General features: G+C 60.4%; 10 protein-coding genes. 2 read left to right on the forward strand and 8 right to left on the reverse strand.

The window, feature by feature from the left end; genetic code table 11:
• Nucleotides 1-269: 269 nt before the first annotated feature.
• A complete protein-coding gene (locus tag IV454_RS10990; protein ID WP_206091481.1) occupies nt 270-458 on the forward strand; it encodes a hypothetical protein in 189 nt (62 codons plus the stop codon).
• On the opposite strand, the gene IV454_RS10995 is transcribed toward IV454_RS10990, so the two are convergent.
• The 7 genes from IV454_RS10995 to ilvA form a co-directional block, all read right to left on the reverse strand.
• A complete protein-coding gene (locus IV454_RS10995) occupies nt 453-1,799 on the reverse strand; it encodes an ISL3 family transposase (RefSeq protein WP_229521913.1) in 1,347 nt (448 codons plus the stop codon). The two genes, IV454_RS10990 and IV454_RS10995, sit on opposite strands and share 6 nt — an antisense overlap.
• A 257-nt stretch (nt 1,800-2,056) precedes the next feature.
• The gene (locus tag IV454_RS11000; protein ID WP_206091482.1) at nt 2,057-2,398 is read right to left on the reverse strand and encodes a hypothetical protein; all 342 of its coding nucleotides are present in this window, start codon (nt 2,396-2,398) and stop codon (nt 2,057-2,059) included.
• A gap of 37 nt (nt 2,399-2,435) precedes the next feature.
• Complete coding sequence (locus IV454_RS11005; RefSeq protein WP_206091483.1) at nt 2,436-3,161, reverse strand: RHS repeat domain-containing protein; 726 nt, start codon at nt 3,159-3,161, stop codon at nt 2,436-2,438.
• A gap of 842 nt (nt 3,162-4,003) precedes the next feature.
• Nucleotides 4,004-4,939 (reverse strand): HPr(Ser) kinase/phosphatase, encoded by a 936-nt coding sequence (hprK, locus tag IV454_RS11010; protein ID WP_054265941.1) that lies wholly within the window; start codon nt 4,937-4,939, stop codon nt 4,004-4,006.
• A gap of 51 nt (nt 4,940-4,990) precedes the next feature.
• On the reverse strand, nt 4,991-5,473 hold the full coding sequence (locus tag IV454_RS11015; protein WP_054265942.1) for a PTS sugar transporter subunit IIA: 483 nt from the start codon (nt 5,471-5,473) through the stop codon (nt 4,991-4,993).
• Nucleotides 5,474-5,911: 438 nt separating this feature from the next.
• Nucleotides 5,912-6,742, reverse strand: a complete 831-nt coding sequence (queF, locus tag IV454_RS11020) for an NADPH-dependent 7-cyano-7-deazaguanine reductase QueF (protein ID WP_206091484.1) — start codon at nt 6,740-6,742, stop codon at nt 5,912-5,914.
• A gap of 153 nt (nt 6,743-6,895) precedes the next feature.
• Nucleotides 6,896-8,431: a threonine ammonia-lyase, biosynthetic gene (gene ilvA, locus IV454_RS11025; protein WP_206091485.1), complete on the reverse strand. Its 1,536-nt coding sequence runs from the start codon at nt 8,429-8,431 to the stop codon at nt 6,896-6,898.
• Nucleotides 8,432-8,624: 193 nt separating this feature from the next.
• Between ilvA and IV454_RS11030 the strand changes: the two genes are divergently transcribed.
• Complete coding sequence (locus tag IV454_RS11030) at nt 8,625-9,137, forward strand: YqaA family protein (RefSeq protein ID WP_206091486.1); 513 nt, start codon at nt 8,625-8,627, stop codon at nt 9,135-9,137.
• A 347-nt stretch (nt 9,138-9,484) separates the two neighbouring features.
• On the opposite strand, the gene IV454_RS11035 is transcribed toward IV454_RS11030, so the two are convergent.
• Nucleotides 9,485-11,617 carry a TonB-dependent receptor plug domain-containing protein gene (locus tag IV454_RS11035; protein WP_206091487.1) on the reverse strand — a complete coding sequence of 711 codons (2,133 nt, stop codon included), beginning with the start codon at nt 11,615-11,617 and terminating at the stop codon, nt 9,485-9,487.
• Nucleotides 11,618-11,663: the final 46 nt, after the last annotated feature.

Below are 11,663 nucleotides of genomic sequence, written 5' to 3' on the forward strand. Positions count from 1 at the left end.
GTGAGAAGAACCGCGCCGTCAATGCGCTGGCAGCGACCCAGGCCGCAGCCGACGCGCGCGGCGCCCAAGCCCAGCATCTCGCAGCGGCGAACGGCAAGCGCTACGAGAATGCCTTGGCCCAGGTCTGGAACGCCAAGCAGTTTCGCGCTGGCTGGGCATGAGCTGGTGATCGTACTGATGGCGGAGGGTAATCACGACCTGGCATCATCCATGTGGTTGCGGGCAATAGTGGCGCGCAACACTGTGACGCCGGAAATGCTGGCTGCAGCATGAGCCTCCGCGCCCGCCGATGCGACGCCACGCCGACGTTGACCGAGCGCTTCGTCGACGCGGTCCAGATCGTCAAGTTGGAATGCACCTGCGGTGCGCACGGCGCCACGCTCATGTACACGAAGCCGGAGGACAGGACCAAGATGATCCAGGCGGCAGAGGATGGATGGAATTTATCGGCTCTATGACGTTTTCGGTGAAACTTGACGACCGTCGCGGTATCGCCTAATTGAAACAGACCTTTTTCCTGCTGTCTGCAAGGGATTGACAGGCAAATGAGTCAGCTTGGACATGCGCAGATAGGCGATGGCAATGAAATTGGCGGCGCTGCGGAAACCGCGCGCTGCACGCTTGGATTGCTGAAGCATGCCGTTCATCGCTTCGACATAGGCGTTACTGCGGCCATCGAGCATGCCGCGCACGACGCCCGGCAGTCGCTCGCGCAGCGTCAACGCCAGCTTCTTGAACGGCTCGAGTCGACTCCGGCGAGCCCACGACATCCAACTCTCCAGCGCTGACTGCGCCACCTCCGCGTTGTTGGCGGTAACGGCCTGCCGATAGGCGTCCCGCAATGCTTCCTTCAGCCGCCACGCCCTTGCAGTCTTGAGTCGGGAGCGCTGCAAGAGATACATCGTGTCGCGCTGGCGTGCCGTCCAGCTACGCGCGTCGCGACGCATTCCCCACATCAATGCGCGGACGGTCTTGCGTTCGATGCCCAAGGCGCTGCGAACGACACGCGGCTGTTCCGCCATTTCCAGCTTGCGGACCTTGTCCATGGCATCGTTGGCCATGGCAATGACGTGGAAACGGTCGAAGCTGATCTGAGCCTGCGGCAATTGCTCGGTGACGCCCTTGACGTAGGCCTGGCTCATATCCATACAGACATGCGCGATTCCCTGCACCTGCCCGCCATGGGCAATCAGATCGGCCTTGAAAGCGGCTACCGTCTCGTGGCCGCGGCCTTCGGTGGCGAACAGCAGGCGCTTGGCGTCCAGATCGTGAACAACAGTCACATACTGGTGACCGCGCCGAAGGCTGGTCTCGTCGATGCCGATGAGCTTCACGTCGCTCATGTCGTCCTTGCCGCGCGCCACCGCGACGTAATGGCCGACGCTGCGCCACAGGCGATGCGCCGTCACACGCAGCAGCCGGGCGGTCTCGGCCACCGTCATCGTCTGGCACAAGGACATGGCCAGCGCCTCGAAAAGCAAGGTGAAATGACTTCCAGGTCGCGACCACGGCACCTCAATGCGCGAGGTCTTGCCGCAGGAGCGGCAGCGCACGCGCGGTACTTCGGCGTGCACCCAAGCTTCATATTGGAAGAAATCGAGATGTCGCCAGCTGCGCCGCATGCGGCTGTGGATCTTCTGTGCTGGTGTCTCGCAAACGGGGCAGGCCATCTCCTCGCTTTGATAGCGTACTTCGAAATCGATCCGTCGCGCCCCAGTGTCGAGCTTGAATTCAGTCACCTCCCACGGAGCTTGCAAGCCCAGCGCGGTGGTGAACAAGGTTTCCATGCTAATACTCAAACTGCCTTCTCCAGCCGGATACGCCGGCACGCCTGTTATCCATGGTCATCGCCACGGCCTGCCGCGTCGACGACCATGGCCCAGCGTATGCGCCCTACATGCCGTCAAGGGTGCGCTACGCCGGCACGCGCACAACGCGCGCCGCCCTTGACCGCATTCCGGGACGGCAAAAACTCACAGCATAGCCGATGTCAAGTTTCACCGGAAACGTCATTGGGCCAATTTATCTGCCGCCCTTGGGGTGGTGCAAGCGGATATTATTCGGGCGAAGTAAAGAGGTACGATGCAAGAATTTCTCGCATTCTGCCAATATCGGCTCTAATTGATGTGCTTGCCGCCCCCTTTTCAGCAGCCTCGATCTTTCTTGCCAGAAGCTCTTCCATTTTCTGCTTTGCTGCCGGGTATCGTGAAGCTAAAATCCCCCACGTTTGAAAACCGTAGATGCGCCTAAACATCTCAGATGGCAGAAGATCTGGAATCGGATTGTCATGAATCCAAACTAGTGCTTCCAACGCCGCCTCATAATTGCCCTCCCCGATTAGGTCGCATGCACTCATAAAAGTGTCTCTTAACTTTTCCATCTGCAAATGTTGATCCATAACGCAACTCCGTATCGCAAAAGCGATTTAGACCGCACTAATGATCGTAAGTTTCGTAGGAGTGATTTTTCAACCACTTATCTTTTCCGTATCCGTCAACCCACTTCCAATCACCGGAATAGCAGCTCTCCGCGCATCTTTTGTAAAACTTGGTTGCCTCTTGGTAGCATTCTTCCAAGCTTTTTGGGTTGAACATTGTAATGGTGCAAATCCAGTTTTGCTTAAGTGCTGCGGGAACGCACAAATCCGTTACGCACTTCGGCGGGTTTTTGGACCACTCTTCATAGGACTTGGGCGGACCGTCATTTCCGCCACCACCGCCACCACCACCACCTCCTCCGCCGCCCGTTGGAATGCGACGGGGTCCGCCGACAGGCCAGTCGCCTCCGCCGCGAGTTCCCGGCGCTTCAACGATGCAGGGAATCGGACTTTTCTCCTCGCAAATCGGATCGGCTTCGCTCGAATGTTGTCGGTCGATAAGGACTGATATCCCCTTCTCAATGGCGAAAGCGGCTGCGATTTCTTTTTCATTTGGAATGAGCGTCTTTTTTTTAAAAACAATTTTTCGGCCGGTGCCGTTTTCCACGATCGATTGGATATTTCCATTTTCGTCATAGATAGCCGTGATTGCCCTGCCATCGGAATACGTGATTCCTTGGAGGCGACCATTGCGGTCGTAGAGATACGTTCCAACAGTTCCGTCCGGCCGTGTCTCAGACTGAGTTTTACCGTTTACAACCGTACGCTTTGTTTGTAGAGCCATCTGGATAGCTAGCTTAGCAATCGTAGAATCGATTGCTTTTTGTTCCGGCGATACATCCGCCTTGGTTACGGTTAGTGTTTTGGCTTCAACAGGGCTGCTCGCGAAGGCTTCGGCGCTTGCCAGTCCGAATACCCATAAAGCAGAAAAATTTTTTACGTCAATTTCTTGTTCATATCAACTCCCATTCGGATCGTTATGCTTTTAGTCAATAAAAGCTTTTCCGAGCACTGATTTTTATCCTAATAAAACCAACTAAATGGGGGGTGTTCCAGATCAAAAGAATCGGGCGAACTTCTGCCTGTGCGTGATGTCGCACGAGCCTGAGATGCGAGGGCGAGATACGTGGGCTATACTGTATGAATGTACAGCATAGTCAAAAGATTACGAGTTCGCGGGGCGCGTCGGCCCGACCGGGACATATATGCGGACCCTGGCGCTGCCGGCCATCTGACGATGTGCGCGGTAGAGACGTGGCGTGAACTGAAGTTGTTCGCAGTTGGGACGGATGCGCGACCGGAGTCGATCATCCCGGTGCTCTTTGAGCCGCAGCTCGTGGCGATGCACGGGAACAGAATGCTGTTTCGCGGATTGGAGCGGCAAGGCCATCAGCGCGATCCGAATGCGGTGTCCATCATGCAGGAGTAGTCAGTTCAGATCACGAGGGGGGAGGGAAGTTACAGGGTGTAGCTCCGTGCCTGTTTACGGAGTGTGCCCTTGCAAGGGCACACTCCGTAAACAGGCCTGGTCTGAACTCATCGCCTGGTGAAGCAGGGGTTTCACGGAGCATGGCTCCGTGCCTGTGGAACGGTATTCCCTTGCAAGGGCACACTCCGTAAACAGGCCTAGTCTGAACTCATCGCCTGACGCTGACGTTCCATGAATTCCTGTAACGTATCGATGCCGCGCAACTGAAGAATCGTATTTCGAACCGCCGCTTCGAGCAATACAGCGATGTTGCGACCGGCCGCGACGGGAATCACGACTTTGCGAATCGGCAGTCCCAATACATCCTCGGTCGGGAACAAAAACGGCAAGCGCTCGACTTCCTCTTCGAGCGCGCTGCGGCGCACCAGATGGACGATCAGCTTGAGGCGCATCTTGCGCCGCACGGCTGTCTCGCCGAAGATCGCCTTGATATCCAGCAGCCCAAGGCCGCGCACTTCCAGCAGGTTTTGCAGCAGCGCCGGACAGCGTCCTTCGATCATGTTCGGCGCGATGCGCGAGAACTCCACCGCATCGTCGGCCACCAGGCCGTGGCTGCGCGAAATGAGTTCCAGTCCCAGCTCGCTCTTGCCCAGGCCGGAGTCGCCGGTAATCAAAACGCCCACGCCCAACACGTCCATGAACACGCCATGCATGATGATGCGCTGCGCGAGCTTCTTGGACAGGTACACGCGCAGGAAATCGATCACCTGCGCGGCCGGCAGCGGCGTGGAAAACAAGGGGATGTTCTGCTCGTCGCAGATGGCCAGGATATCGGGCGGCGTGTCGAGTCCCTGCGCGATGATCAGCGCCGGCGGCCCGCCGGCAATGAGCTCGCCGATCACGTGGCTGCGCGAGCCGGATTTGAGGCGATGGTAATACGTCAGTTCCTGATGCCCGAATACCTGGATGCGGCCCGGGTGGATCAGGTTCAGGTGGCCCACCTGGTCGGCGGCGGAGGCAACGTCGCCCGAGATGAGGCGTTCGCCGCCCGGAAAGCCGGCGAACCAGCCCAGCTGCAGACTTTCGCGATTGTCGTCGTACAGCCGTTGGATGGTCAGCGGAGTTTGCAGCATGAACGGGTCTTCAGAAAAGTGAGGGCGCCAACGCGCCCGGCACGAGGAAGTTTAACCCAGTGCTTGCAGACTTGGTTGCCAATTGATGATGCGCGAGTGAACCGATTTCGGGTCCGGATCGGTCGCCAGGGCTGTGCGGAAACCGTCGTCGGAAAACATCTCGGCGATCTCGGACAAAATCTCAAGGTGTTGCTGGGTCACATGGTCGGGAATGAGCAGGAAGAACAGCAGGTTGACCGGTTGGCCGTCGGGCGACTCGAACGGAATCGGTTCGAGCAGGCGCACGAAGGCGGCCAGCGGCGCCTTGAGGCTCTTGCTGCCCTTGATGCGGCCGTGCGGCACCGCTACGCCATGGCCGAGCCCGGTCGAGCCGAGACGCTCGCGCGCAAACAGGTTGTCCGAAACGGTCGAGCGGGCAATTCCGCAGTTGTTCTCGAAGATCAGCCCCGCTTGCTCGAAAGCACGCTTCTTGCTGGACACTTCGAGATCAAGCAACACGTTCTCGAGCGATAAAATTTTGCTAAGGTTTGTCATAACGCTGAGTATTGGTGCGATGCACAAGGGTGCTTGCGAGCCAGAATTATAGGCCTGTTTTCCAGCCGTGTAATCGGAATTCGTCGTCGATCCATGTCAAGTCAGCATTGACATTTCGCAAGATGAATAGCGATTCATACAAGCTGTTAAAACGGGCCTCGGGCCGGGTGTTCGAAAATTTGAATTTCCAGTATGAAATTGAGGATTTTGCACACAAATGCCGGTGCTTAACGCAGTTCGCCATTTTTCCTGTGCTCGCTGCCCGTTTTTTCAGCGCGACATGGAGGTCCGCGCTTGTTGTTTTATTATAAAGTTGGTGGCTTTTATCTGTCGCCCGAAAAGCACACTCGTTCCCTTACCGGTCAAGGTATTCCCGCGTAGAAATGCCGTCAAGCGTGCGCGCAGGGGGAAACCGGTCCCCTTGCGCTGCCTCAAAGGTCACTGGCGGGCGGTGCGCAAGTTGGGCGGACGGCCCGAGCTGAAGTTGCTGCGCCATGGGTTGATGTCCAGTCCGCCGCGGCGCGTATAGCGCGCGTATACAGCCAGTTTTTGCGGTGCGCACTGGCGCAGGATGTCGGTAAAAATGCGTTCGACACATTGCTCATGGAATTCATTGTGCTCGCGAAAGCCGATCAGGTATTTCAGCAAGCCTTCCTGTTCGATCTGGGGGCCGACGTAATGGATCTGCACGCTGGCCCAGTCCGGCTGACCGGTCACCAGGCAGTTCGATTTGAGCAGGTGCGAGATGAGTTTTTCCTCGACCGGCGCCTCATCCCTGGCGGCCGTGAGCAGGGCGGGCGAGGGCGAGTACTGGTCGATTTCGACGTCGAGGCGGTCCAGCAGCAAGCCATCGAGTTCGCCCATTTTGACGGTATTGAAGGCGTGCGGTTCGATCAAGGTGATGTGGACCGGGGCGCCGAAGCCGCCCGCCAGGTCTTCGTGCAGCAGGGCCAGCAAGGCGTCGCTGCTGGACAGGCGAGTCTGGTTGAAGGAATTCAGATACAGCTTGAACGATTTCGATTCGACGATGTTGGGCGAGTCGGCCGGCACCGTGATCGTGGCGATCGCCACCTGGGGTTTGCCGCGCATGTTCAGCCACGAGATTTCGTAGGCGTTCCAGATATCGACGCCGAAGAAGGGCAGCGTGCCGGTGAGCTGGAGTTCGTCGCGCTTGCCCTGGCGCGGGATCGGGAACAGCAAGTCCGGCGCGTATTGGGTTTGATAGGCGGAGGTTTTACCCAGAGGGGATAGATCGGCGGTGTTGGTCATATCGATTCAGTTAAATTCAACCACCGTCGTCCCCGTGAAGACGGGGACCCAAGTACGTCGCGCGGTTGCAGACGGCTTGACAAACTTGGGGGGAACGCATGCGTTCCCGCCTGCGCGGGAGCGACGGCGATCAGGTCAGCGAGGGTATGTGCATCACCCCAAAAACATCTTATACACCGGATTGGCACTCTCATCCCAATAGCGGTATCCGAGCGTGGTGAGGAAGGTGCGGAACTCTTCCATTTCTTCGGCCGGCACTTGCAGGCCCACCAGAATCCGTCCCACATCGCCGCCTTGATTGCGGTAATGGAACAGCGAAATATTCCAGTTCGGCGCCATGCTGTCCAGGAAGCGCATCAACGCGCCCGGACGCTCGGGGAATTCGAAACGATACAGCAACTCGTCATGGGCCAAGGCACTCTTGCCTCCCACCAAATGGCGGATGTGCAGCTTGGCCAGCTCATCGTGCGTCAAATCGAGCGTCTTGAAGTCGTTCTGCTCGAAGGTACGCGCCAGCACGCCGGACTCGCCGCGGCTGGCAATCTGCACGCCCACGAACACGTGCGCCTCGGCCGCATCGCTGACCCGGTAGTTAAACTCGGTCACATTGCGCGGCCCGATCAGCGCGCAAAAGCGCTTGAAGCTGCCGCGCTGCTCCGGAATGGTCACGGCGAACACCGCCTCGCGCGCTTCGCCCAGCTCCGCGCGCTCGGCCACGAAACGCAGGCGGTCGAAGTTCATGTTGGCGCCGCAGGCGATCGCCACCAGGGTCTCGCCGCGCACCGGGTTCTTGCTCATCGCCGAACGCTCGACATACGCCTTGGCGCCGGCCACCGCCAGCGCGCCGGAGGGTTCCAGAATCGAGCGCGTGTCCTGGAACACGTCCTTGATCGCCGCGCAGATCGCATCGGTATCGACCAGGATGATCTCATCCACGTACAGCTGCGCCAGGCGGAAGGTCTCTTCGCCGACCAGGCGCACGGCGGTGCCGTCGGCGAACAGGCCGACATCGGGCAGGGTCACGCGCTGGCCAGCTTTCAGGCTGCGCGCCATCGCGTCCGAATCGGTCGACTGCACGCCGATGATCTTGATATCCGGGCGAATCTGCTTGACGTACGCCGCCACCCCGCCGATCAAGCCGCCGCCGCCAATGGCGACAAAAATCGCATGGATCGGGCCCGAATGCTGGCGCAAGATCTCCATGCCCACCGTGCCCTGGCCGGCGATGACGTCCGGATCGTCGAACGGGTGCACAAAGGCGAGGTTCTGTTCTTTTTCCAAGGTCAGCGCGAAGTTATAGGCGTCGGTGTACGAGTCGCCGTGCAAAATCACTTCCACATTGGCGCCGCCGAAGGCCTTGACCGCATCGACCTTCACGCTCGGCGTGGTGGTCGGCATGACGATCACCGCGCGGCAGCCGATCTTGGCGGCGGACATGGCCACGCCTTGCGCGTGATTGCCGGCCGACGCGCAGATCACGCCGCGCTTGAGCTGCGCCGGCGCCAGGTTGGCCATCTTGTTGTACGCGCCCCGCAGCTTGAAACTGAACACGCTCTGCATGTCTTCGCGCTTGAAGTAAATGCGGTTCTCCATGCGCTGCGACAGGATCGGCGCCAATTCGAGCGGCGTTTCGGTGGCGACGTCATAGACGCGGGCGGTCAGGATTTTTTTGAGGTAGTCGATAGTCATAGTCTGCAAACAAAGTGATTCTGGGCCGGAAAATCCGGAACGCGATGCTGTTGACGCTGGACTGTGTTGTCGGTGGATGACCGAGGCTTGCAGTGCGATGCGCGGCTCCGGGTGGCGGGCTCGGCGTATCGTGTCGTTGCAATAGTTTTTCCTCATTATAATGGACGGCTTCAGCAGCCATCAAAGTGCGTCCATGATCGAATCCGCTGTCCTCTGGCTGCTCAAGGTGGTGGCCGCTCCCGCGGTCGGGCTCAGCTCGGTCTTCGTGATAGCATTCATTTCCGCAACACTGCTGCCGCTCGGGTCCGAGCCGGCCGTGTTTGCGGTCATCAAGGCCAATCCAGCCATGTTTTGGCCCGCGATTCTGGTGGCGACCCTGGGCAATACCCTGGGCGGGGCGCTCGACTACTTCATCGGCTACCGCGCCAAGGTCGCTTTTGCGAAAGAGCGCAAGTCGCGCTGGTTCGCCTGGCTGGCGCGCTATGGCGCCAAGACCATGCTGCTGTCGTGGGTGCCCGGGATTGGCGATCCGCTGTGCACACTGGGCGGCTGGCTGCATTTGCCGTTCTGGCCTAGCATCGGCTATATGGCGGTCGGCAAATTCGCGCGCTACCTGACCATGACTACCGGGCTGCTATATGTGCCGGACAGTTTCTGGAAGGGGCTGGGCGAGACCTTGTCCAATTTCTGGCACATGCTTTTTTAGCGATACCCTGCGCTTCGTCGTTCCCGCGCAGCCTCCAGTTTCAAGGAAACTCCTCAAATCTCTTGGAACTGTGCAAAGTCAGAGGCCAGTTCCAAATGGCGCTAACTTATGCTCCGTCTTTCCCGCGCAGGCGGGAATCCATAGCACCTTCGCTCAGTTGAGGTGCTATGGGTTCTCGTCTACGCGGGAACGACGGTTTTGAGGCCTGTGGTCGCAAAGCTGCTTAACTTAGCAGCAAAGGCCAGTTCCTGGAGAGGCGGGAACCCAAGTTCGTACCGCAGCTACGGGCGGCTCTGGAACTTGGGGGGACGCATGCGTTCCCGCCTGCGTGGGAGCGATGTGGTGGGTCAGAGGCTCGTTTCCAGCACAATGCGCACCACCGCCGCCGACGATGCGCGCCCGGCGCGGGTGTTGCTGCCGTCAGCATCGGCATACGCACTGCCGCTGCGCCGGTCGCGGTGCAGCGCATTCGCCACCGACAGGCGCAACTGCGTGGTCGCCCCGGCCTTCCATAGGCCATACAGATCGAGCACGCGTACCGGACCCGTATCGCTGCGCAGGTAGCGGCTCATTTGCGTCGCCCCGCCAAACTGCAGGTTCAGGTTCATCCCCACCGTGTACAGCGCCCCGATGCGCGCATCGAAGCCGATATTGGCCGTGATGCGGGCCTGGTCGCCCAGGCGGTTGTCCGGCCCCGGCACAGCATCCAGGCGCGACCAGTTGCGCGCTGCGTTGGCGCGCAGGTCCATGTCCGGCGCCGCCGGCAGCACGCTGCGCAGCGCGAAGCGGGCGTCGAATTCGAGTCCCGCCACTTTCGCCTTGCCGTTGTTGAAGGGTGTCGAGATCCAGGCGCCATTCTCCTGATACAGGGTTTGCACCGTCACCGCATCGATCCGGCGCGCATAGGCCGACACGCTGGCCACGCCGTTCTTGCCGAAGTACGATTCGTAAGCCGCGTCGACACCCCACGCCAGTTCTGGCTTGAGCGCCGGGTTGCCGCGCACGTCCGGATTGGTCGGCCCGTTGGCGTTGTTGACCGTGTACCGGCGCGGCACCAGGTTGCGCACCGCCGGCGCCTTGTACGTACGCGACAGCGAAAAGCGCAACTGGTCCTTGCCATCGAGCTTCCACAGCAGCTGCGTGACGGGACTGAACACGGACGATTTGCTGCTCACTTGCGCCAAGGTGCGTCCCTCGGTCGAGGTGTGCAGCCCTTCCCAGCGCAGGCCGAGGTAAGCTTGCAAGCGCGGCAATACGGTCCATTCATCCTGTGCGAATACCGCCAGGCGGCTGACCAGCGCGCGGTAGTCCTCATCGAGCTGCGACAGGAACAGGCCGCCGGCGGCGCTGTCGTTCTGGCGCCGTGATTCGGTGCGCTCGGTGCGCCCACCTTCCCAGCCGATGCCCATGGCGTGGCCCGGCATCAGCGGCGCCAGGTATTTTCCGCTCAAGACGGCGCTGTTGTCGACCGCGTCCGAGAGCACCTTGCGCGCCAAGGTACCGGTCTTGCCCGCGCCCCTGAACAGATAATCCGATTCGCGCTTGTTGCGATTGAGCCCCGCCTTGACCGTGAGCTTGCCGTCGGCGCCGACCTGGCGCGCCAGGCTGATGTCGCTGCGTGCCGATACCGTTTCCGCCCTGGTGCCGTAATCGTTGATGGGATACTCGGTGGGGGCGCCGGAGACGGTGGTTTCGACCGCGTTGCCGTTGTTGGCGTTGCGCGAGACATCGATGAAGGTCTGCCACGCCAGGCTGCCGCCGTCGGCCAGGGTCCAGTTCACGCGCGGGGTCAGGTTCAGGCGCGTGCTGCGAAACGACGCCCACTCGCGCAGTTCGCGCCGCGCCAGCGGAGCTGCGCCGGCGTCGTCCAGCGTTTCAAGCGTCATATAGCTGTTGTCGCTGGTCGTGCGCGTCATCTCGGCCGCCAGCGAATACGCCAGGTCGCCGGCATGCTCGCCCCATTGCAGCGACGCCGACGGGTCGCCCCGTCCCGGCAGCAGGCCCGTGCCAAGTTTCACGTCGCGCTGCTTGCGCGCGTTGCCCTTCTTGAGAATCACGTTGATGGTCCCGGCGATGGCCTGCGAACCCAGTTCCGCCGTGGCGGTGCGCAAAATGTCGATCCGTTCAATCATCGCCGGAGCGATGCTGTCGATCGAAAACCCAGCCGCCACCGGATCGCCGTTGACCAGCAGCTGCGTATAGCCGGCGCCCAGCCCGCGCATGCGGATCTCGCCGCCGCTCAGCGACACGCCGGGCTGGCGCCTGAGCACCGCGGAGAGCGACGTGTCGCCATATTGGACGATCTCGTCGCGTCCGACCACGATGCGCGCGGCGGTGTCGTCGCGCCGCAGATTGGCGCTGCCGGCGCCGCTCACCTCGACCCGCTGGATCGTGCCACTGGGCTCCTGGGCGTGGGCGGCGTGGCTGAAGGAAGATAGCAGGGCGATTGCTTGCGCGGAAAAGACAAGAGTGGATTTCATGAACGATCGAGTGGTTGACGGGGACGCCGATTGTGTCCGCTCGCCC

Source organism: Massilia antarctica, assembly GCF_015689335.1.
Classification (GTDB): Bacteria; Pseudomonadota; Gammaproteobacteria; order Burkholderiales; family Burkholderiaceae_D; genus Telluria_A; species Telluria_A antarctica.

Bases quoted from the DNA above. Each gene is read 5' to 3' on its own strand.
- IV454_RS10990 (WP_206091481.1), top strand. From the start codon at position 270: ATGAGCCTCCGCGCCCGCCGATGCGACGCCACGCCGACGTTGACCGAG.
- IV454_RS11000 (WP_206091482.1), bottom strand. From the start codon at position 2,398: ATGGATCAACATTTGCAGATGGAAAAGTTAAGAGACACTTTTATGAGT.
- IV454_RS11005 (WP_206091483.1), bottom strand. From the start codon at position 3,161: ATGGCTCTACAAACAAAGCGTACGGTTGTAAACGGTAAAACTCAGTCT.
- hprK (WP_054265941.1), bottom strand. From the start codon at position 4,939: ATGCTGCAAACTCCGCTGACCATCCAACGGCTGTACGACGACAATCGC.
- IV454_RS11015 (WP_054265942.1), bottom strand. From the start codon at position 5,473: ATGACAAACCTTAGCAAAATTTTATCGCTCGAGAACGTGTTGCTTGAT.
- queF (WP_206091484.1), bottom strand. From the start codon at position 6,742: ATGACCAACACCGCCGATCTATCCCCTCTGGGTAAAACCTCCGCCTAT.
- ilvA (WP_206091485.1), bottom strand. From the start codon at position 8,431: ATGACTATCGACTACCTCAAAAAAATCCTGACCGCCCGCGTCTATGAC.
- IV454_RS11030 (WP_206091486.1), top strand. From the start codon at position 8,625: ATGATCGAATCCGCTGTCCTCTGGCTGCTCAAGGTGGTGGCCGCTCCC.
- IV454_RS11035 (WP_206091487.1), bottom strand. From the start codon at position 11,617: ATGAAATCCACTCTTGTCTTTTCCGCGCAAGCAATCGCCCTGCTATCT.